At 47.6% G+C, this 21,061-nt stretch carries 14 protein-coding genes; 7 read left to right on the top strand and 7 right to left on the bottom strand.

The genetic code is table 11. The features are described from left to right. Positions 1-133: 133 nt before the first annotated feature. Positions 134-1,441: an ATP-grasp domain-containing protein gene (locus tag BZG80_RS13125; protein WP_077460709.1), complete on the bottom strand. Its 1,308-nt coding sequence runs from the start codon at positions 1,439-1,441 to the stop codon at positions 134-136. Between the two features lie 138 nt (positions 1,442-1,579). After that, positions 1,580-2,545: a zinc-binding metallopeptidase family protein gene (locus BZG80_RS13130; protein ID WP_077661440.1), complete on the bottom strand. Its 966-nt coding sequence runs from the start codon at positions 2,543-2,545 to the stop codon at positions 1,580-1,582. A 279-nt stretch (positions 2,546-2,824) separates the two neighbouring features. Here BZG80_RS13130 and BZG80_RS13135 point away from each other — a divergent pair, with 279 nt between their 5' ends. The 4 genes from BZG80_RS13135 (at position 2,825) to BZG80_RS13150 (ending at position 9,644) form a co-directional block, all read left to right on the top strand. Further along, complete coding sequence (locus tag BZG80_RS13135) at positions 2,825-4,828, top strand: hypothetical protein (RefSeq protein ID WP_077679553.1); 2,004 nt, start codon at positions 2,825-2,827, stop codon at positions 4,826-4,828. 365 nt (positions 4,829-5,193) lie between these two features. Beyond that, complete coding sequence (locus tag BZG80_RS13140; RefSeq protein WP_077679554.1) at positions 5,194-7,023, top strand: M4 family metallopeptidase; 1,830 nt, start codon at positions 5,194-5,196, stop codon at positions 7,021-7,023. Between the two features lie 264 nt (positions 7,024-7,287). Beyond that, on the top strand, positions 7,288-8,025 hold the full coding sequence (locus tag BZG80_RS13145) for a substrate-binding periplasmic protein (RefSeq protein WP_077669172.1): 738 nt from the start codon (positions 7,288-7,290) through the stop codon (positions 8,023-8,025). A gap of 65 nt (positions 8,026-8,090) precedes the next feature. Further along, positions 8,091-9,644 (top strand): methyl-accepting chemotaxis protein, encoded by a 1,554-nt coding sequence (locus BZG80_RS13150; RefSeq protein ID WP_077677386.1) that lies wholly within the window; start codon positions 8,091-8,093, stop codon positions 9,642-9,644. A 105-nt stretch (positions 9,645-9,749) separates the two neighbouring features. On the opposite strand, the gene BZG80_RS13155 is transcribed toward BZG80_RS13150, so the two are convergent. From BZG80_RS13155 to BZG80_RS13170, 4 genes are all read right to left on the bottom strand, one after another. Continuing rightward, on the bottom strand, positions 9,750-10,517 hold the full coding sequence (locus BZG80_RS13155; protein ID WP_158011557.1) for a substrate-binding periplasmic protein: 768 nt from the start codon (positions 10,515-10,517) through the stop codon (positions 9,750-9,752). Between the two features lie 65 nt (positions 10,518-10,582). Continuing rightward, positions 10,583-11,647, bottom strand: a complete 1,065-nt coding sequence (locus tag BZG80_RS13160; RefSeq protein ID WP_077679556.1) for an efflux RND transporter periplasmic adaptor subunit — start codon at positions 11,645-11,647, stop codon at positions 10,583-10,585. Beyond that, complete coding sequence (locus BZG80_RS13165; protein ID WP_077679557.1) at positions 11,644-14,952, bottom strand: efflux RND transporter permease subunit; 3,309 nt, start codon at positions 14,950-14,952, stop codon at positions 11,644-11,646. The genes BZG80_RS13160 and BZG80_RS13165 overlap by 4 nt, the downstream gene beginning before the upstream one ends. A gap of 135 nt (positions 14,953-15,087) precedes the next feature. Beyond that, complete coding sequence (locus BZG80_RS13170) at positions 15,088-15,426, bottom strand: ArsR/SmtB family transcription factor (RefSeq protein WP_077679558.1); 339 nt, start codon at positions 15,424-15,426, stop codon at positions 15,088-15,090. A gap of 214 nt (positions 15,427-15,640) precedes the next feature. Here BZG80_RS13170 and BZG80_RS13175 point away from each other — a divergent pair, with 214 nt between their 5' ends. From BZG80_RS13175 to BZG80_RS13185, 3 genes are all read left to right on the top strand, one after another. Further along, complete coding sequence (locus BZG80_RS13175) at positions 15,641-15,832, top strand: YgaP family membrane protein (protein ID WP_077460700.1); 192 nt, start codon at positions 15,641-15,643, stop codon at positions 15,830-15,832. Between the two features lie 10 nt (positions 15,833-15,842). Further along, positions 15,843-17,543, top strand: a complete 1,701-nt coding sequence (locus BZG80_RS13180; RefSeq protein ID WP_077661449.1) for an FAD-dependent oxidoreductase — start codon at positions 15,843-15,845, stop codon at positions 17,541-17,543. Between the two features lie 191 nt (positions 17,544-17,734). Beyond that, on the top strand, positions 17,735-19,477 hold the full coding sequence (locus tag BZG80_RS13185; protein WP_077679559.1) for a PAS domain S-box protein: 1,743 nt from the start codon (positions 17,735-17,737) through the stop codon (positions 19,475-19,477). A 70-nt stretch (positions 19,478-19,547) separates the two neighbouring features. Here BZG80_RS13185 and BZG80_RS13190 read toward each other — a convergent pair whose 3' ends face one another. After that, the gene (locus BZG80_RS13190) at positions 19,548-21,029 is read right to left on the bottom strand and encodes a putative bifunctional diguanylate cyclase/phosphodiesterase (RefSeq protein WP_077679560.1); all 1,482 of its coding nucleotides are present in this window, start codon (positions 21,027-21,029) and stop codon (positions 19,548-19,550) included. Positions 21,030-21,061 lie beyond the last annotated feature (32 nt).

Genomic DNA, 21,061 nt, shown 5'->3' on the forward strand with positions numbered 1-21,061 from the left:
CCATATTAATATGGTTCCAATCATCTTGGCTCATAGGTGACGGGGAAATGTGTTTTAGCTCACACAAAAAGCCTGGGTTAGAGACGCCTCTAACCCAGGCTGCGGAGGATAAGCAAGGTTTTATCAAGACGTACTAGACGTAAAAATCCAAGTCTTCTTGCGCTTTTAATAAATCCCGCATTTTGATCGGATCATCCCCGAAGAAGAACACCAGCCCCCAGTGGGTACCAAACGCATCTCGCTCTGGAACCGTCTCTTCAGCAGGCGCCTGAAGCTCATGGAAATCAAAATAGGGATGTTCTATACACTCTTTTGGCATCTCTAACTGACTGACGACACGCCGTTTTGGATATACGCCAAAGCAGCCAGCATAGCCTTTTGCATCAACAACTTCACGCGGGAAGAAAGCGTCAACTTCTTCTTTTGTGCTCTTAGGATCAAACACCAAAAATGAAGCCTGATAAGCATTAAAGCCATAAGCTCGCTCAATCAACTCAAACGCTTTAAATCCCGGTGGGCGGTAGGCGACCTCACCAAAGTACATAGTGCCGTCACTGGTCACAAAGTATTCTGGGTGGATCTGACCGAACTGGATATCAAAGGTTTTAATCAATAACTCAATTTGCTTAGTAATCGCATCTCGCCAACTTTCGAGCTCTTTTGTCGCAGGCACAAACACCGAGTAGCCGAGTGTGACGTATTCAGAGATATTTAAGAACATGATCTTGCCATCGTGAATCCAGGCTTCAACGGCAAACTCCCATCCATCGAGATGACTTTCCATAAGCAGCGGGTATTCTTCAGCCGGGATAGCATCGATTTCGTCAACGGTTCGCAGCATGCGATGTCCTAAACAGCCTGCTTTATCAAACGCTTTGACATGAATTGGATCGTCTGGATCGCCGTCAAGTTTGAGTAATGTTTGATTAACTCGCTTCATAAATCGCACGATATCTTCTTTTTCATGCGCTTCTTCAAAAATGCCGACACGGATACCGCCAAGCTGAGCTCGACGTTTCATTAGCGCTTTATCACGGAATAAAATCGATTGCCCGTACATCCGAGGATTATCAAGCAGTACAGAGTTGATGGCGCCGGACCATTCAACGGTTTCTTCAAACAGTGGCACAGCGACATCGACGCCCTCAGCCTTGAGTTTTCTAGCAAGCTCGATAGAAGTGTCATCAAGTCGAAGGAAATCCCATGACATAAACGGGATATTGTTCGCAGTACAAAAATCTCGCGCCCACTCAGGTGCAACCACGATATAGCGACGATCAAATTTCTGGGCCGCTTTAATTGCGTTGACACTCCACCCTAATAGCGCAATGTAACCTTTGTTTGGATCTTTGGGGGTTTCAGTTCCTTGGACAGAGTCCATAGAGGGATCTCGCCAGGACAAAACTTCTGGTGACATGTCTGATTTAGGCGTAATCGCCATATTTATAACTCCTTTTATTTGATACTTAGGCATCGGAAACGGACCAACGTTGATGCGATGCATCCTATTCCCATCCATCGTCTTTTAAAGACACCATTCCAAGTAGATGTTCGTTAAGGCCTTTGACCTATATAAAACTCATCGCCCCTGCGCGCCACGACGAAGCCAGTCATGTACAAACGCAAGCTTTCGATGGGCAGTCTCAGACAATACATAGGGATAAACGTCAGACAAGCCCATGGATCGATTAATATGATTTACTCGCATCACAATGGCAGAGGCCACATGAACCAGCAGCTCCGTGTCAGGCTCGGCATAGGGATCCCAGCCGTGGCTAGGCATCTCCGGCGACACAAGCCCCGAGGCCACAAAGCTATCAGTGATATCAGTAAGATGTAATAGGCTTGCTGCCGTTTCCGCCCAATCTTCATGGGGGTGAGCCGATGCATAAGAAGTGATGTACGCCTGCTCCCACCCTACCGGTGGCCCTTGATGATAATGATTTTCCAGCGACGTGGTGTAATCGATACGTTCGTCCCCGAACATCTCACGAAATGCATTAAGAAAATCTTCTCGAAGGCTTAAGCGCCACCAAAGCATATGCGCAATTTCATGGCGCATATGGCCTATCAGCGTTCGATACGGTTCATCCAAGGCTTCCCTGCGGGAGATACGCACCACAGGATCGGCCTCAGAAACGCTCATTGTTACCACGCCATCCCCATGCCCCATTGCCGCCAACGTATTACCATCAGCGAGCATATGAAAGGTAGGCCGTGTACCAGGATCTTCTGGTCGGAACCAATGCCACCGCCCTAAGTTATCGATGACCCAGCGTTTAGCCGCTTCCGTTTCTGCCCAGTAATCAATGGCGTTAGGTATGTCAGGATCTGGTGCGAGTGCTGTCATTGCGCAAGCTCGGCAGAAAGCACCTTCTTCAGGCGCTATCCAATTACACCCTATAATGACACGGTTGGCACAAAATGGTGGCATAGGCAGAAAAGCACGCGCCTGAGGGTCATAAGCTACCGGTGTTCCTTCTGCAGTGGCCAAGTTGTGAAACCATAACGTGCCGGGACCTACCGGATTCGTGAAACTCATCATATTCGGCAAAACTCCAGAAAAGGCAAACGATGCCGCGGAAAAGTCCTTTCCGAGCCACTTATCGTAGGCTTTGGCTGTGATCACAACCAGCGATATTTGCCTAAAACTGCGACTGGGTCACAACAAACGGCTTTCGATTTGCTTAACAATCCAGCGCCATGCGTGGAACACCTTGTGGAGTAGCCTAAATGTGATCTAAGCGCGCTTTCGCTTCCCCCTGCTTTCTCGCTCTTGTAGACTACGCGGGCGTTGACTATCTACTGATAAGAAAATTGATTTATGCCTGCGATTACACCGGCCTTTAAAGTGATAGACGGTTTCTCTCTCTGTGCCAATGACACGGAGCGCCTTGATGTATTCTTTACCTACCTTCGTGAAGGAGAGCCAAAGCTGGCAGAATTGCGTCTTGAGCAGCTTGTCTTAGCGTTAGCCAACTCCCCCTCTCAAGCCGCGCTCTTTGCCAACAGCGTGTGCAATGAAGCCAAAAAAATAAAGCTGTCACCGGCGTTTGTGCAGTTGGGGATTTTCTCTAAAAACGGTCTTGTTACCGATATTTTTCGTCGTCTTTATAACAAAGTCAATCCGCCGCCTAAGCGCTGTAACGATATTAACGACCTATTAAGTTACTTTGTAGGAGGGGAAGATAAAGCGTGGGTCAAAGCCATCTCTCATAAGTGCTGGTTTAAGCTATACCGCCTCTTAGTAAAAAGTGCCGCTCCCGAAACAATCCGCTCAACAGGTGCGTACATTAAAAGCGAGCTATGTTATTCGTTAGAAATGCTATCTATCTGGATTGCCGCGGAGGAATTGGATCCAGAGCTATTACGCATTGATCGACGTCTCAGCGAGGTTGATTCGCCATTCATTGCATTGCAGCGTGAAACCCACCAACTTGTGAACGCGATTAAAAACGACACGTTGGATCCCAAAGACAGGGCACATTTTTGGGTGATAATTGAGCAATGTCAGCAGCAGGTTAAGCGGATCCGAGCTCGTGGTATTAACCAAATGGGCTTCTCTGCGCACGCCTCACGTATGCTTGAGCGCTTGGATCAAACGTTAAACCGAATGGTGCTACTGATCCAAATCCTAGACTTTCGGCATCCACACCAAAAAGCACGCTGCGTATTAAACCTCTGGCGGCAATTGCTTATTTCAGTGACTGAACGCAACAGTGTACGCGCGATTTATCGCAAAAGTACCCGCACATTCGCACAAAGCGTGACACAAAATAAGAGCAACCACGGCGAGCATTATATCGCCAAAACCAAAAACGATTACTTTAAAATTCTGCGCGGCGCCTGCGGCGCAGGGGTGATTATTGCCCTGTTAGCATGGGTAAAAATGTATATCGAGACCCTGCAATTATCACCACTCAATAATGCATTACTGGTCAGTTTAAACTACGGCGTCGGCTTTATGCTGGTGCACATTTTACACTTTACCATTGCCACCAAGCAGCCGGCGATGACCGCGGCAAACTTTGCTGCACATGTGGAAAAGAACAAACAAGGGCGCACGCGTAGTAAAAAGCTGGCACGGTTACTGATCAATGTGAATCGTTCTCAGTGGTTTGCAGTCTGGGGCAATATCACCGCGGCAATTATCGTAAGTGTGTTGGTTAGTCTGCTTTTTAGCCATTTATATGGCAATCCGGTACTAAACAGCGAACAAGTGGCCTATCAAACCGCTGCGATTCATCCGATCCATGGTTTAGCCTGGCTTTACGCCGCTATCGCTGGGGTCTGGCTATTTTTGTCAGGTATTATTACCGGCATACTCGATAATCGGGCGGACTACATTGAGTTGAAAGATCGGTTAATCGGCCATCCGTTATTCCGCGCAATCTCGCTTCAACGACGAGAGCGGATAGCGCTGTATATTCATCAAAACTATGGCGCATTGGGGGGTAACTTTATTTTTGGTGTGCTTTTAGGCATGACCAGTTACTTAGGCTATCTTATTGACGTTCCGCTTGATATTCGCCATGTTGCCTTCTCTTCTTCCCATGCGGCCTATGCGCATATTAGCGATTACCAGTCGTGGTTGACTGTTTTATCCAGCCTATTTTTTGTATTGATGATTGGCTTTATCAATCTGTGGGTCAGCTTTGGCCTCGCATTATTCGTCGCGCTGCGCTCGCGTAACTGCGAGCTAGACATCGCATCGGTCCGATCCGCCGTTATCAACCAAATAAAACAACGCCCAACCTCTCTGTTTTGGCCAAATGATCACCAGCCCCTGACTAAATCACAATCGTCTAGTCAGCGTCGTACGCCATAGATAACAGGCATGACATCGACGAGGGTCACGCTCAAGTGACCCTCGCTTATCTCGTCGACCATGCTATACATTAAATTTGCGGCCAGTCTCTCATAACTAAATAGTCATTTATTCTGTAAATAATTCTGGTCATTGATGAATCAATAACCATAACCTCTTTTAGATAAACGGTTCACAGCAAGGTTGAACACGCTATTGCATTTAAAACGGTCCGACCATGTCAGTGTTTGTTTACACAACTAATTGTAACAAGCTTGTAAAGAGAGCTGTTGATAGGTCACGTTAGAGAAGTGGACTAAAACGTTCGCCTTCCTATTGTGCGGTTGGGAAGAAAGGAATCTTTCAACAACAATTAGGGCAATAACATGAAATTATCTAAATTAGCATGGCTTATCGCTTCTGGCATGGCCATTAGCACTCCCGCTGTGAGTGCCGATCTCATTAACGTTACTGACGAAACAATACTCAACCAAGTTTTGAATCAACCGACTGGCGTTTATGCACCGTCAGGATCGCAAACGAATCCTTTAGGATTTAAAGAGGTCAAGCGTGTCACCTTGCCAAATGGCAAAATCAAAGTCCGCTACCAACAAACCTTTCAAGGTGTGCCGGTTATTGACACGGCTGTTGTTGCGACAGAAAAGCAGAGCCAACGGAGCGACGTTTACGGCACCATGGCCCAAGGCGTAGCGAATGACATTGTTAATGTGTCACCCGCGCTCAACAGCCAGTCTGCGTTAGAAGCGGCCAAAGCCGATTTTACGCAAAGCCAGAAGACACTTACTTCCGCACCTTTCGAAAACGAAAACACCCGCTTGGTGGTGAGGCTCGATGATCAACAAAATGCACAACTCGTCTACCTCGTTGATTTCTTTGTAGCTGGTAATGATCCAACCCGACCATTTTATATAATTGACGCTAATACAGGCGAGATCTTAAAACAATGGGACGGCATCAACCATGCCTCGGCAGTCGGCACCGGGCCGGGCGGCAATGAAAAGACTGGTCAGTATACTTATGGCACCGACTATGATGGCCTGCCTATCGATAAAGTCGGCAGTACTTGTACACTTGAAAACGACAAAGTCAAAACGGTCGATTTAGACAATGGTACCTCCGGTAGCACTGCCTTTTCCTACCCTTGCACGGACACCGGTAATTACAACGATAAAAAATATGTTAATGGTGCCTATTCGCCGCTCAATGACGCGCACTACTTTGGAAATGTTGTCTTTGACATGTACAAGGACTGGATGAATACCGCGCCACTTAGCTTCCAACTCACCATGCGAGTGCACTATGGCAACAATTACGAAAATGCATTCTGGAATGGTCGTTCAATGACGTTTGGCGATGGCCAAAACACTTTTTACCCCTTGGTCGATATCAACGTCAGTGCTCACGAGGTTAGTCACGGCTTTACGGAGCAAAACTCGGGGCTAATTTACGCTGACATGTCAGGCGGGATAAATGAAGCTTTCTCTGATATCGCTGGCGAAGCCGCTGAATTTTATATGCATGGTGATGTCGATTGGCTGGTTGGTGCCGATATCTTTAAAGGCTCCGGTGGGCTCCGTTACTTTGAGCAGCCTTCTCGCGATGGCAACTCGATTGATGACGCCGGCCAATATCGTGATGGCATGAATGTTCACCACTCAAGCGGTGTATACAACCGTGCCTTTTATCTACTGGCCAACAAAACGAATTGGGATGTTCGTAAAGGCTTCGAAATATTTACTACGGCTAACCAACTATATTGGACCGCAAATAGTACATTTGATCAGGGTGCATGTGGCGTAGCAAAAGCCGCCAAAGACCTGGCTTATAACGAGCAAGATGTCATTGACGCCTTTAACGCGGTAGGTGTTAGCGCAAGTTGTGACGATAACACTAACAATGTACTTCTACCAAACCAGCCTATTACAGGCTTAGCCGGTGGCAGTGGAAGCGAGACTTTTTTTACATTTACCGTGGATAGTAGCCGCAGTGTCAACGTCAGCATGAGTGGTGGATCTGGTGATGCAGACCTTTATGTCAAGGAAGGAAGCAAACCGACCACCAGCAATTGGGATTGCCGCCCCTACAACAACGGCAATAATGAAAACTGCACACTAAATGCGCAGCAAAACGTGACATACCACGTCATGCTACGTGGCTATCAAAACTATTCAAACGTCAGTTTAGTCCGCGATTAACCGCTATCATGCCGCTGTAATCACAGCGGCATTTTTGTCTAGTCGACATAGGGTATTTACTGAAAAGATAGACAATTTAAGGTCTATCCTTTTTCTCTTTGATGATTTAGCTATCAATGTAAACGCTGAGCGTGCATATAAATTTATAGCTTTCATCACGTTATAGACATTAATCACACGATTATCACAGGTAAAAAAAGATCACGACGCTCATATTTTTTATCTCGTCTACGCTTATAAGAAGATAAAAAAATTGGAGGCACCATGCTCAAACACCTGTTCACACTCGCTTTCTCAGCATTACTACTGATCACGACACCCGCTCGTGCCGATGTGCTGACTATGCCATCTCTTGAATGGCCCCCTTATTCTGGTAAAAACTTACCGGATCAAGGCGCCTCTGTCGCTGTTGTGCGCGCAGCGGTTCAGGCCATGGGTCATGAGCTAAATGTCGAGTTTTATCCTTGGTCGCGCACCGTGTACCTGGTAAAAAACGATGCCAAATATGCAGGGTACTTCCCAGAGTATCACTATGGGACAGATGATCTCATTTTCTCTGATCCTATAGGAACCGGGCCACTGGGTTTTGTTGAAAACGTTAACCGCCCTATCGAATGGTCAACGCTTGATGATCTTGCACCTCACACGATTGGTGTCGTCCGTGGTTACGTCAACACACCGGAATTAGATGCCCGTATTGCGAATGGCTCATTAAAATCCTCCGACGTCACCAGCGATACCCAAAACCTACAAAAAGTGGGCCGAGAGCGTATCCCTCTCGCGGTGGTTGATGCCAACGTTCTGGATTACCTCAAAGAGAATGATCCTGCCCTTAGTGCAGTAAAAGCCAATCTACAAATGAACAAAAAGCTTCTCGTCGACAAACAACTCCATATCGCATTTGCTAACAATGAGGCGGGAAAAAAGTGGCGCGATATCGTTAATCAAGGGCTCAAGAAAATCGATATCGAACAGATAATGAAAGAACGTTTGGGCGAATAATCTCCCTTACCAATAAAAGCGATCGAAATGGATCGTGCGGCAAAGACAAATGGAAGAGTAGCGCTATGTTTAAGAGTCTTAAAGCAATATTTGTCACTCAAGTGGTTATTGCTGTTTCTATCGTGTTAGGCATATCAAGTTATATTGATTACCAGAGCACGAAAAAGGAACTGAGTAGCGCGCTTGAAACCACCGTGGCTAACGCCACCAACCGAATGAACCTCAGTCTCCCAAAAGCGATTTGGGATTTTGATTTGGAAGCGGCGAAGTTATCCATTTCTGCCGAGCTCAAAGCGCCAGATATAAAAGCGGTAAGAGTGCTTGATAAACAAGGCGAAGCCATTGTGTTTTTGCGTCTTGGCCAAGACAATGGCAAAGACGGTGAAAGGCAGGCAAAAACGATTGGTGATGGTGAAAAATCGATGTACGAGTCGATGATGCTGAAAGAGAACGAGCTGTCATTTACAGAATATGGAGAAACCAATCTAGTCGGTACATTGCAAGTTTTCTACAACACTGAGCGATTAGAAGCCGCACTAGCAGACACACTGAAACGAAGCGTTATCGAACTCGTCGTGCTTGATCTTGTCATTATTGTGTTCCTAATTCTGGCACTCACTGCAACGGTGGTGAAACCACTCAATGATCTCACTGCTAGAGTTCGTGAATTGGCCAGTGGCGATGGTGATCTTTCTAAAGTTATCCCCGCGCCAAAGTATAAAGAATTTGCTCAGATAACCGAACATATTAATCATTTCACCGCCTCTCTTCGTGAGATCGTCAATGAAGTGACACAGGCATCGATTAATCTCGCCAGCGTCTCAGCAGAAAGTGGACAAATGGCACGAACCAACGCCGAGCGTTTAGAACAGCAAAAACAGAGCCTGTCTACCGTCGCTGCGGCCGCAACACAAATGAATCAGTCGATCGCAACGGTTGCGGATACAGCGAATGATGCAGCGACACATGCTGCCAATGCAACCGACCTTGTCAATCAAGTCTACGGCACTATTGAAAGTTCAGCGTCTGAAATTATTAACATGCGCACTGAGATGGAAAATGTGAATACTGAAATGCACAAGCTGTTAGAAGAGGGTGAGAAAATTTCAGATGTCGTCAACGTGATCAACGATATTTCAGAACAAACAAACTTATTAGCATTGAATGCCGCGATTGAGGCGGCACGAGCGGGCGAACAAGGGCGAGGGTTTGCGGTTGTCGCCGATGAAGTGCGTAGCTTATCAGTGAAAACCAGCGAATCGACTGAGAAAATCCAATCCAACATTAAGTCACTGAGTGACGCAACGGAATCGGTTGAAAAAGAAATCAATCGTATTAGTAGCATTCTAGAAAGCACCGCAGGGCGCGTATCAGAATCACAAGAATCCGTTAGCCAAGTGCGCGAAACCATTACGGATATTTCTGAGCGTAGCGGCCAGATTTCGCAAGCAACCGATGAGCAGCGTCAGGCCATCGATGAAGTCAGCCAAGCGATTAACGAGGCCTCAGAAGCGACTAATCAGGTTACAGAAGGGGCGCAAGATAATGCCACGCGCACTGATAAAGTGCTGACGCTCAGTGAGGATATCAAAGGGCAAATGGAGAAGTTTAAAACCTAGCGATTTAATCAACTGTAGCAAAAAGAGAAAAGAAAGAGGTGCGATTGCACCTTTTTTATTACGATTTACGTGCGTTAAGTTCGCACGTTTAATTTAAATAACCATTTAGTTTAAATAACCATCAAGTATTGATTTTAATTGACCGGACTGGCGCATGGATTCAAAGTTTTGGTCGAGCAATGCTTTTATCTCATTAGCCTCTGGGTGTTCACGCGAAATCATCATATGGAACTTATCACCCATATTGCCGGGAATCGGCTCGACTTGCATCCCGCCAGCGAGGTAATCAATGCCTTGTGCTGCTTTGAACCCTGCGAGTATCTCGTAGCGTGCTAAAAATACATCACAGCGCCCTGCTTGCGTCTGTTTTACCAGTTGCTTAAAGTCTTTTGCTGACTTCCTCACCTGGCTATCATCAACACTGAACCCTGTGTAGTTATAGCCCAAAAGGCCACACATCCGCAGCTGGTTAATATCATCCGCTGTCTCGATGTTCAGGCCATTCGGATGTTGTTGGGTTGAGTAAATATAGCTAGGCTGCAGAGTGTAATAATAGTCAGTTAAAAGAAAATCACGATCGCGTTCTTCGCTGTAAGATGCGCTGAGCGCAATATCGTAATTACCTGATTTTGTCTCAAAAACGCACCGCTTCCACGGCGGTAAATCTACCGATACATCTACTCCGCTGTTTTGAAAGATGGCATTGAGGACATCAATGTCATAGCCTTCGATATTCTCGCCTTTTTTATAGTGAAAAGGTGGCCAATTCGCCCCATCACCACACACTTTAAGCGATGAGGTATCGAGTGCCATCGCTGGTCCTGATAATAAGCTGCCGGCTAAGGCCGTGGCAGAAAGTAACGCAATCTTCATAGTCAACTCCTTGAGGGATAACTCACCTCTAAGTATCGTCGACATTGTTAAAAATGCGAACGCGATTAGTCAGTCTTCTGCGATTTAGGATGCAGTAATACAGTTTCGCCAGCCTTTAGCCCTTTTCGCACTCGGCCCTCTTCGGTCAGTACCACCAAGCGTCTTATAATTTGGTTGTCTTCAACCACGTTCACATAGTCAAGTTGACCAATTTGGTAACGCGCGTTAGCAGGAACCGATAAAATAGAGCTCGCCTTTTGTGACACCGTCACTTTAACAAACATACCAGGTAGTCGTGCCTGATCGTCACCGTCTGTGACAGGCAAAGTCAAAGCAACGCGATAGCTACGTGACGTCGCATCGGCGGCCGGCGTGATCGTGCGTATCGTTCCGGTCAATGTTTTTTCATAAGTTGGCAAGCGTAGTTGAAGCGTGTCTCCAATAGTCACAAAAGGCAGTGAAGACTCGGCGATGTTCACTTGTGCCTCCATGCTGTCTGGGTTGTACAACGTCAGCATCGCTGCACCCGGCGTCGCCGTATCCCCTTGATTGATAATTTTTTCGGTGACCAGTCCAGTAAATGGCGCGCGCACTAGACTAAATCCGAACTGGGTTTCGGCCTCATCCACTGCCGCAATCGCCCGGCGGTATTCAGAGCGCGCAGTATTTAAGCGGTTCTCAGCATCATCGAATTGTGATTGCGGCACGAGCTTTTTCGCTAATAAGGTTTCCATCCGGCGATAATCGCTGCGCGCAGTATTCAGTTGTGACTGTGCTGAGGCCAGTGCTTGTTGCACTTGGCGCACTTTAGCACTGAGATCGGCGTTGTCTAAGCGGATCAGTATATCGCCTTGCTCCACGCGATCGCCAACATCGACCAGGACATCGGCAACCGTTGCCGTCATTCGCGCCGCCAATGTTGCGTTTTGCCGCGCCACCAGCTGCCCTGAAAAAGTTCGGGTTTGCGGCTGCTCAATCGCGGTAAGCGTCAAGGTGTTATGATCGTCCGCTCCTTGCGAAGAGCTGGCCTTTGAGGTCACCTTTTCTGTAAAGACCCCAGCCATACCAAGAAATAGCACTAACAATCCAGTGCCCAGCACGACGGCCTGTAATCCTTTTTTCTTATTCATGCCTCGTCTCCTTCTGCCGGTAAGCCATGGGTAGGATGATTTTGATACGCTAAGTTGTACACCACAGGCACAACCAGCAAGGTAAAGACGGTTGATGCCGCAATCCCGAAAATAATGGCCCATGCGAGACCATTAAAAATGGGGTCAAGGGTAATAATCACATTCCCTAATAAGGTGGTACCGGCGGTCAGCAAAATCGGCCGCATACGTACCGCTCCCGCTTGTATTAAGGCTTCACTAAGTTCCATACCGCGCGCCAATGATTGCTGAATAAATTCAATCAATACCAGGGAGTTACGCACCACGATGCCGGCCAATGCAATCATGCCTATCATCGCGGTAGCGGTGAAAAGTGCTGGGTTTGGATAGCCGTTAATGTCGCCACTTAAGCCATTAAGCAACCAAAAACCGGGCATGATGCCGATTACCGTGAGGGGAATTGCCAGCATAATCATCCCAGACACCGCCGGTAAGCCGGTTTGGATTAGCATCACGATAAAGACGCCTAACAAAGCGGCGCCGTAAGCTATACCAAGGTCACGGAATACATCAATGGTGATCTTCCACTCTCCCTCGCCGCTCCAAACAACATTAATATCGTCACGCACCTGCCAACCATCACCAGCACCATTGTCGAGGTAACTACGCGCTGCAAGCGGCCGTGGTGTATCCGTTTTTGGCTGATTAAAGTCAGCGATCACATCAGCGACCACCTCCCCAGGTACACGTCCAATTGGCTCGGCATAGACATACACCACAGGCTGAAGATTTTTATGATAAATCGGTTGGTCCACCGGTTGTCGCTCAAAATGCCCCAACTCGCTTAATGCCACCAGCGGTTGCGGTGCATCGACCAAAGCGCCTTGCACCGATTGTTTTGCGACACCGGCACGGCCTCGTATATGAAGCGCTAATAAGGTATCCAGTTTATCGCGTGCATCCGGGGCTAAACGCAGCGTGACCGGTAAGGGATCGATTTCATCAGCATCCGCCAGGTGAGCCAACGTGACGCCTTGATTGGCCGCGCGCAATGCTTGGTTAATATCAGTGATAGCAACGCCAGACAATGCCGCTTTTTCTTGATCGACCACAAACTGCCAGCGCGATAGCGGTCCTTGAATACTGGTACTGACTTCCGATACTAACGCTTCTCGTTCCAATCGCGCCGCAACCTGTTGGGCTTGCGCTTGAATATCTGCATAAGGCGTACTCGGTGCACCATAGACTTCTGCGACAAGGGTCGCCAGTACAGGTGGGCCGGGTGGCATTTCCACCAGTTGTATGTCGGCATTATGTTTGGCTGCGATCGATTCCAGATCATCACGCAAGCGGGTCACTAAACCATGTGATTGTAATTCTCGCCGCTGCTTATCCACCAAGACGACGCGCAATTCGCCCTGATAGGGGGCATTTCGCGCAAAATAATGACGCACCATGCCATTAAAATCCATCGGTGATGCAAGCCCCGCAAACCCCGACACAGAGACAACTTCCGCTTGCTGCTGAAGATAAGTGTTCATCTCACGTAATGCATTCGAGGTCTCGACATAACTGGCGGTTTCTGGCAAATCCAACACCACCTGAAATTCGTTTTTGTTGTCATAGGGTAAGAGTTTAAGCGGCACGAGACGTAGCGCCGGTAACATCGCCGCTACCACAAACAGCCCCCCTACTACCATAAGAAACCTTTTCGCACGGCGATTATTTTCTAACAGGGGAAGTAATAGTCGACGATAGCCCCGATAAAGTGGTGTCGTTTCCATACGATAGTCATCACCCTTATTTGAGGCACGAACAATTTTTTTCGCCAGCCAAGGCGTGACTAAAAACGCCACCAAGGTACTGATCACCACACTCACAGGCACATTAAATGCCAGTGGCGCCATGTAAGGTCCCATCATCCCGGTGATAAAAAACATCGGAGTAAACACAATAACAATCGCCACCGTCGACATGATCAGTGCCCGTTTGATTTCCAGCATCGCCAGCACAATGGTGCGACCCCGCGGCTTATTATCATGGGTCAGGTGGCGCTCAATATTATCGATACTGGCTATTGGGTCATCGACAATCAGGCCCAACGCCAAAATCAGAGCAAACAAGGTGACACGATTGATGGAATACCCAAAAGCGAGATCAAGCCCCAGTGCCGCGCCATAGCTAATCGGAATCGCGATGGCCACGACCAAGGCACTGCGCCAGTTTAAAAACAGCCCCACAAACACCACCACGGTCAGCACGGCAATACCTAAGCTCGAGACTAAATTATTGACTTTAGCATCAGCGGTTTGACCATAGTTGCGAATAATCTCAACCTCTACGCCCTCCGGGAACTGGGTATTCGCTAAACGATCGAGGGTGCGCGTTACATCGTCGGCAACCGTCACCGCGTTCGAGCCTTTTTGCTTGGCAACCGAGATAAATACAGCGGGATGCGGTTTGGTCTGTTGTTGCGATTGGATCCAAGTATCGGTGCTGGCCTCAGTGGGACCATCACTTAACGTGGCGACATCTTGTAAGTACACAGGCTTGCCATTCACAACCGCGACAACCAACTGGCGAATATCGTCACGGCTTTGATACCACTGTCCGGTTTCAAGGACATACCGCTGGCCTTGATGCTGAATATCACCGGCGTTACGTTTTTGATGACTCAGTGAAAACGCACGGGTTAAATCGGCCACACTGATTTGATAACTTGCCATTGCCGCCGGATCGAAAGCCACTAACACCTGGCGTGGCATACCCCCGACAACGTTAACCACATTGGTTTGGGGAAGGGCTTTTAAATCCAAGGTGGCTTGCTCAGCAATACGACGCAGCGCGTAATGATCGACACTATCTGGCTTATCGCTACGCAGCGCCGCCATCACAATAGGGACATCATCAATTTCAACCGGCTTAATCGCCCACTCGCTCACCGCGGCAGGGATCGCATCTTGGTTGGCGTACAGCTTGTTATATAGCTTGACCAGCGCTGATTCGCGATCTTCTCCGACATAAAAACGCACGGTCACACGCGCCGATCCGGTTTGTGTCGTGGAATAAACATACTCCACCCCGTCTATTTGACTGACTTTTTTCTCTAGCGGCTGCGTCACCTGCTTTGCCACTTGTTGCGCGCTTAAGCCCGGTGCTTGTATCAGCACATCTGCCATCGGCACCACAATTTGCGGATCTTCCTCTTTGGGTGTAAGCCACAGCGCGGCAGCCCCAACCAAAAATGCCAACGCAATTAAAATAGGCGGAAAAAAACTGTTCATCACACGGGTAATAAACGGGCCTTGAGGTTGATCATCTCGCATAGAAGTTCCTTGTTGCTGTCGTCCGTGCGCATCCTTTACGGAATGGATATAACGTCTACATGCCTAGATATAACTTAGTTAACCATCGCCGTCTGATATGTTGGTAGCATCACAACAACGAGTAATAAATCAAGATTACGGACAATAGATGCGTTGTAACGTGGCGATAATATCCGCGACGTTGGGATCTCGTAAGCGATAAAATACCTGCTGTGATGATTTACGTACGCTCACCAGTTGATGACGTTTGAGCACGCTTAAGTGTTGAGAAAACGCCGACTGACTGAGGCTCGAACCTTGTTGCAACTGTCCCACATGGGTCTCTCCAGCCAGTAGCTGACATAACACCACCAGGCGCTCAGGATGCGCCATTACCTTCAACAAGGTCGCCGCTTTCGATGCTTGTTGTCGCATTGCGCCAATGTCCATATCAGGCACATCATCTTTTTCATATAACCTTGTCTGAACCACCATGTTAGGCTCCTGTTGTAAGGACTTCCTTAAGCTTAGCCCCTCTTATTATTTAGTCAACTCTAATTTAGACAGATTATCATTAGACTTTTCTAAACATAGCGACTACAGTGAAACTAACGCTGGATTCAATCCATATAACAGGACACGCACCCAAAGCAACCAACGTCAGTCGAGCGGTAGCTACGGTGCAATATCAATGCAAAGGAGTCTTACAATGACAATTGAAAATGCAGTTCGCGTGATCGCTGGCAGCATAGTGCTGCTTTCTGTGGTACTTACCCTCACCGTGCACAGCCAATTTGTTTGGCTTACTGTATTCGTGGGCGTAAACCTCATTCAAAGCGCGTTTACAGGGATTTGTCCGGCAGCCTTTTTCCTGAAAAAACTTGGATTACGTCACGCTTAACGGAGTCAAAATGACCAAGATAGTAATTATTGGAGGCGTCGCCGGTGGCGCTTCTGCTGCAGCTCGTGCACGCCGTCTGACCGAGGACGCTGAGATCATTATGTTCGAACGCGGCCCCTACGTTTCGTTCGCTAACTGTGGTTTGCCTTACCATATCGGTGGCGATATCACGGATCGCAGTAAGCTCTTGCTACAAACGCCAGATAGTTTTCGTGCGCGCTTTAATGTCGATGTGCGTATTAATAGCGCCGTCAGTAACATTGACCGCGAAAACAAAACCGTTACGGTCACTCGGGCCGATGGCAGCACCTATCAAGAGAGCTACGACAAATTACTATTAAGCCCTGGCGCGGCGCCAATTATGCCGCCGATTCCTGGCTTAGATAACCCACTCACACATTCTTTGCGCAACATCCCGGACATGGATGCAATTTTGCACACCATCGAGATGAACAACCCCAGTCACGCAACTGTCGTCGGCGGAGGCTTTATTGGTCTCGAGATGATGGAAGCACTCCATCAGCGTGGCATTGAAACCACCCTTTTAGAAATGGCCGATCAGGTGATGACGCCGGTTGACCGCGAAATGGCAGGCTTTGCCCATCAGAGCATTCGTGATCATGGCATTGATTTACGCCTGGGGACGGCCTTGGCGTCGGCCGAATACATTCCAACCACGCATGTGGCCAGTGATGACGCCGGTGAACCCAGTGAACCGCAACACTTAGAAGGTTCACTGAGCCTCACGCTAAATAATGGTGACACGCTACACACTGAATTGTTGATCATGGCTGTCGGCGTAAAACCTGAAGTCACCCTAGCACAACAGGCCGGCCTGGCGATTGGTGAAAAAGGCGGGATCGTGGTCAACAGCACCATGCAGACCCAAGACCCAGATATTTATGCGGTCGGGGATGCCGTCGAAGAAATCGACTTTGTCACTCACAAGCCGACGCTGGTACCACTGGCTGGACCGGCTAACCGTCAAGGGCGCATGGCCGCTGACAACATGCTAGGAAGCACTGAGCATTATCTTGGCACCCAAGGCACCGCCATTTGTAAGATTTTCGATCTGGCCGTTGCCTCTGTGGGCCAAAATGAGAAGCAACTTAAACAGGCCAACATTGATTACCAAAAAGTCTATGTTCACGCGGCAAGTCATGCGGGTTACTACCCGGGCGCAGAAATTGTCTCGTTTAAAATGTTATTTGCACCCGACACGGGTGCTATTTTAGGCGCACAAGCGGTAGGCAAAGATGGCATTGATAAACGCATTGATGTCATGGCGGTTGCACAGCGTGCTGGGATGACGGTTGAGCAACTGCAGCATTTGGAGCTGACCTATGCCCCACCGTATGGCAGTGCTAAAGATGTGATCAACCAAGCCGCGTTTGTAGCAACTAACCTGATCAAAGGCGACGCAAAAGCGGTTCATTATCACGATTTAGCGACCCTAGGTGATGACCAAGTGCTTCTGGATGTGCGCAATGCCCCCGAACGCGAAAACGGTGAGTATATCGAAGGCGATATCCATATTCCGGTTGACGAACTGCGCGGGCGCATTCATGAGCTTCCCAAAGACAAAGAAATTTTGATTTACTGCCAAGTCGGCTTGCGAGGCAACGTCGCCTATCGCCAGTTAGTCAATCATGGCTTTAAAGCCCGTAATTTACTAGGCGGCTATCGCACTTACAAGTTTGCCACAGCTTAAACGCGAATCATTGCCAGTCAAAAGCGCGAGCCAATGCTCGCGCTTTTTGTTTATTGGAAAACCCGCCCAACCTGGCTTATACATATTAAGTACCGTCATGGTTTGTTAGTTTTGTCAATAATTAAGATACTAACTTAGAGTTCACACCTTTTGCCTCAATACTTTAAAGGTCACTAACGGAGAGAATTAATATGCTAGGCCGTTCTAACTCTCATTTACAAGCGCTTGAGCAAGCCATCATTGCGATCGTTACGATTGATCATCGTAATAATGTTACCTTTTTTAATAAAGCGGCAGAGAGTATCTGGGGATACACTGCCAAAGAAGTATTGGGTCAGAATGTGGCCATGCTGATCCCTACAGAGTTGCAGGCGAATCACGACAAGTTTGTAAATCGTCACCGAGATGGCGGAGAGGACCGGATTGTTGGCAGCTCACGTGAAGTGCAATTAAAGCGTAAGGACGGTTCGTTGTGTTGGGTGCAGTTGTCGTTATCTAAAATACAGGTCTCAGGAAAAACGCACTATACCGCATTCGTTCGTGATGTGACCGAAGAGCGAGATGGCCGTGAAATGATGCAGCAAACCCTCGAACAAGCCATTGATGCGGTAGTGTGCATTGATGAAAATAACTGTATTACGTTTTACAACAAAGCGGCCGAGCAGCTGTGGGGATACAGCAAAGAAGATGTTCATGGCAAGAACGTTAAAATGTTGGTGCCTCATGCAATCCAAGCCAACCATGATGACTATGTAAACCGCAACCGCACAACAGGCGAAGATAAGATTGTCGGTACCAGTCGAGAAGTAAAAATTGAACATAAAGACGGCAGTGTTCTATGGGGACAGCTGTCTTTGTCCAAAATCCGACTCGATGATCGCACTTTATACACTGCGTTTGTAAAAGATGTGACCGAAGCGGTTAAGCGGCGTGAAGAGATGCGGCTCTTATCCATGGTCGCGAATGAAACCGATAATGCGGTCATTGTTACTAACCCACAAGGAGAAGTGGTTTACGTAAACCGTGGCTTCGAGCGTATGTCGGGCTATAGCTTGGATGAGATGAAAGGGAAAAAGCCTGGTCATGTCCTCCAAGGAAAAGATACCAATCCTGAAACGGTACAGAATATTCGTGATCATCTTGCCCGTCATGAACCTTTCTATGACGAGATTCTAAATTATACGAAAGGTGGGGAGCCTTATTGGATATCACTTTCTATCAATCCTATTTGGGATGACAACCACCATATTACGCACTACATCTCTGTACAGGCGAACATCACGCAAGTAAAACAAACCTATATCGACTTTACCCGCAAGCTTGATGCTATTGGTGGGGCATTGGTAATCATGGAAATTCAACCTGATGGCCAACTTGATACCATCAACCCACTGTTTGAAGAAAAACTGACTCATATTGGTGTGAACTATACCGACGCCTGTCGTCATATCCATAACAAATTGGTTACAGAGCTCAATGATGAGCTCACGCAACAAGGATATTCATCGAGTCTGATTGAGTTTAATGGACGAGGGGACGAGTTGGTCATTGACTCTCGTATTTGTGTGCTTAAAGACTTTGCCGGTAATATCGTTAGTTACGTGATGTTTGGGATAGACATTAGCGATCGAAGAAAGACGGTAGAAAAAACCCAAGAATCAATGCAGTCCGTTTCTCAGTCAAGCCAGGAAGTGATGAAAATTATCGATACTATCAACAACATTTCAGAGCGCACCAACCTTCTGGCACTGAACGCAGCGATCGAGGCCGCTCGTGCCGGTGATCTCGGGCGCGGCTTTGCGGTGGTCGCCGATGAGGTTCGCCAGTTGGCTCAAGTCTCTCACCAATCGAGCAAACAAATTAGCGAGTTGGTAGAAAGTACGGTTCAAAGCATTGATGAGCTTGCGGTTTTATTGAACGACATTGAAAGCTAGAGCGTCAATAAGCGCGAGATAAAAACACTCGCGCTTTTTTCTTTTTATACGTTGGCCAAAGTCATGACCATTAAACCGACTGGGCTACAGCCAACTGCTCTAAAGGCGCTGGATGTCCAAGATAAAAACCCTGCGCGTATTCACAATCGAGCTGTTTTAGTAACGCTAGTTGCGCACGCGTTTCTATGCCTTCAGCCACAACATGAATACCCAAACCTTTAGCAATCCCGATAATGCCGGCAGTAATCGCTTTAGCACGGTGATCTTTTTCCATTGCCTGGATAAAACTACGATCAATCTTAATTTCATCCACGTTGATCCGGTTAAAAATACCCAACGAGGTATAGCCAACACCAAAATCATCGATCGAAAAGGTGACGCCATGGCGTTTAAGCGTATCAACAACCCGCGCGCACTCAATAATGTCATCTAATGCGGCAGTTTCTGTGATCTCCAGGCAAAGATAACGAGCGAATTCAGGGTTGGCCTGCAAATAGGTATCGATACGTGCTATCGCGTCCACACTGTTAAATTCAACCGCGGAGATATTGACCGATACCCGTTTAACCATATTGCCTAGCAGCTGACTTTCATTCAGTTGTTTGGCGGCTTTTTCTAACACCAGTGCCGTTAAATCCTCGCAAAAATGCTGCTCTTCAGCTAGGGGAATGAACACACTCGGGGGTATATTGCCATATTGATCGTGTGTCCATCTTGCCAACACCTCTAGGCCGGTTAACTCTCCAGAAGACAAGCGATACTGTGGCTGAAAAACAATATCAATCTGCTTATCATCAATGGCTTGGCGAAGATCGTAGACAAGATTTTGCCGCTTTTTAGCCTCTTCTGTCAGATGGATATCGTGATATGCAACGGCATTTTTATGCTTCTTCGCTTCGTTCAATGCGCGTGTCGCCGCTGTCATTAAAGCCGTGGTGTCTTCGCCATCCGAGTCAAACACCGCCACGCCTACCGAACAGGTAATGTCTCTATCGTATCGTTGCAAAAACTGGTTACACTGACGATGTAACTTGTCAATGTATGGCGTCATTTCGCAAACATCGGACAACGTCAACAAACATGCAAATCTATCGGCGTGAACTCTCGAGGTTAGGTTTTCAGGCACGGTGGGCGTATCTATTTTACGCGCCACCCCCATCAGCAGTTGATTGGTGCGATCAAAGCCCAGCTTATTGGTTACCGACGTGTAGTTATCAATGTCGAGTACAAACAACATATAGCACGACTCAGCATTAGCACGCTGCAGTAATGTATCAGCGCGACGAATGAATACGGAGGGACTATGAAGCCCGGTAACCGTATCGATGTCACTCGCTCGCTCTAAATCACGATTATTTTTCTGTGCTAACCCCCAAAGTAACACTGAGGTAATAACGACAAACAGGTGCCCCTTGAACGACTGTGCCCAAGTATACATTTCAAGATTATCGGACAGCACGTTAACCAATTTATCGGAAAACAGTATCCACAACGAAGCAAAAAAGAAGTAAGTTAATGCTAATTTTAGTGCGTAGTACGTTGTTTTCTTCATTAAAAGCCTTTTTATCTCTTAACACTGCTCAG

The organism is Salinivibrio sp. MA440 (assembly GCF_001996265.1).
Lineage (GTDB): Bacteria > Pseudomonadota > Gammaproteobacteria > Enterobacterales > Vibrionaceae > Salinivibrio > Salinivibrio costicola.

Bases quoted from the DNA above. Each gene is read 5' to 3' on its own strand.
- BZG80_RS13175 (WP_077460700.1), top strand. From the start codon at position 15,641: ATGACAATTGAAAATGCAGTTCGCGTGATCGCTGGCAGCATAGTGCTG.
- BZG80_RS13125 (WP_077460709.1), bottom strand. From the start codon at position 1,441: ATGGCGATTACGCCTAAATCAGACATGTCACCAGAAGTTTTGTCCTGG.
- BZG80_RS13135 (WP_077679553.1), top strand. From the start codon at position 2,825: ATGCCTGCGATTACACCGGCCTTTAAAGTGATAGACGGTTTCTCTCTC.
- BZG80_RS13165 (WP_077679557.1), bottom strand. From the start codon at position 14,952: ATGCGAGATGATCAACCTCAAGGCCCGTTTATTACCCGTGTGATGAAC.
- BZG80_RS13185 (WP_077679559.1), top strand. From the start codon at position 17,735: ATGCTAGGCCGTTCTAACTCTCATTTACAAGCGCTTGAGCAAGCCATC.
- BZG80_RS13160 (WP_077679556.1), bottom strand. From the start codon at position 11,647: ATGAATAAGAAAAAAGGATTACAGGCCGTCGTGCTGGGCACTGGATTG.
- BZG80_RS13130 (WP_077661440.1), bottom strand. From the start codon at position 2,545: ATGATGAGTTTCACGAATCCGGTAGGTCCCGGCACGTTATGGTTTCAC.
- BZG80_RS13150 (WP_077677386.1), top strand. From the start codon at position 8,091: ATGTTTAAGAGTCTTAAAGCAATATTTGTCACTCAAGTGGTTATTGCT.
- BZG80_RS13155 (WP_158011557.1), bottom strand. From the start codon at position 10,517: ATGAAGATTGCGTTACTTTCTGCCACGGCCTTAGCCGGCAGCTTATTA.
- BZG80_RS13180 (WP_077661449.1), top strand. From the start codon at position 15,843: ATGACCAAGATAGTAATTATTGGAGGCGTCGCCGGTGGCGCTTCTGCT.
- BZG80_RS13170 (WP_077679558.1), bottom strand. From the start codon at position 15,426: ATGGTGGTTCAGACAAGGTTATATGAAAAAGATGATGTGCCTGATATG.
- BZG80_RS13140 (WP_077679554.1), top strand. From the start codon at position 5,194: ATGAAATTATCTAAATTAGCATGGCTTATCGCTTCTGGCATGGCCATT.
- BZG80_RS13145 (WP_077669172.1), top strand. From the start codon at position 7,288: ATGCTCAAACACCTGTTCACACTCGCTTTCTCAGCATTACTACTGATC.
- BZG80_RS13190 (WP_077679560.1), bottom strand. From the start codon at position 21,029: ATGAAGAAAACAACGTACTACGCACTAAAATTAGCATTAACTTACTTC.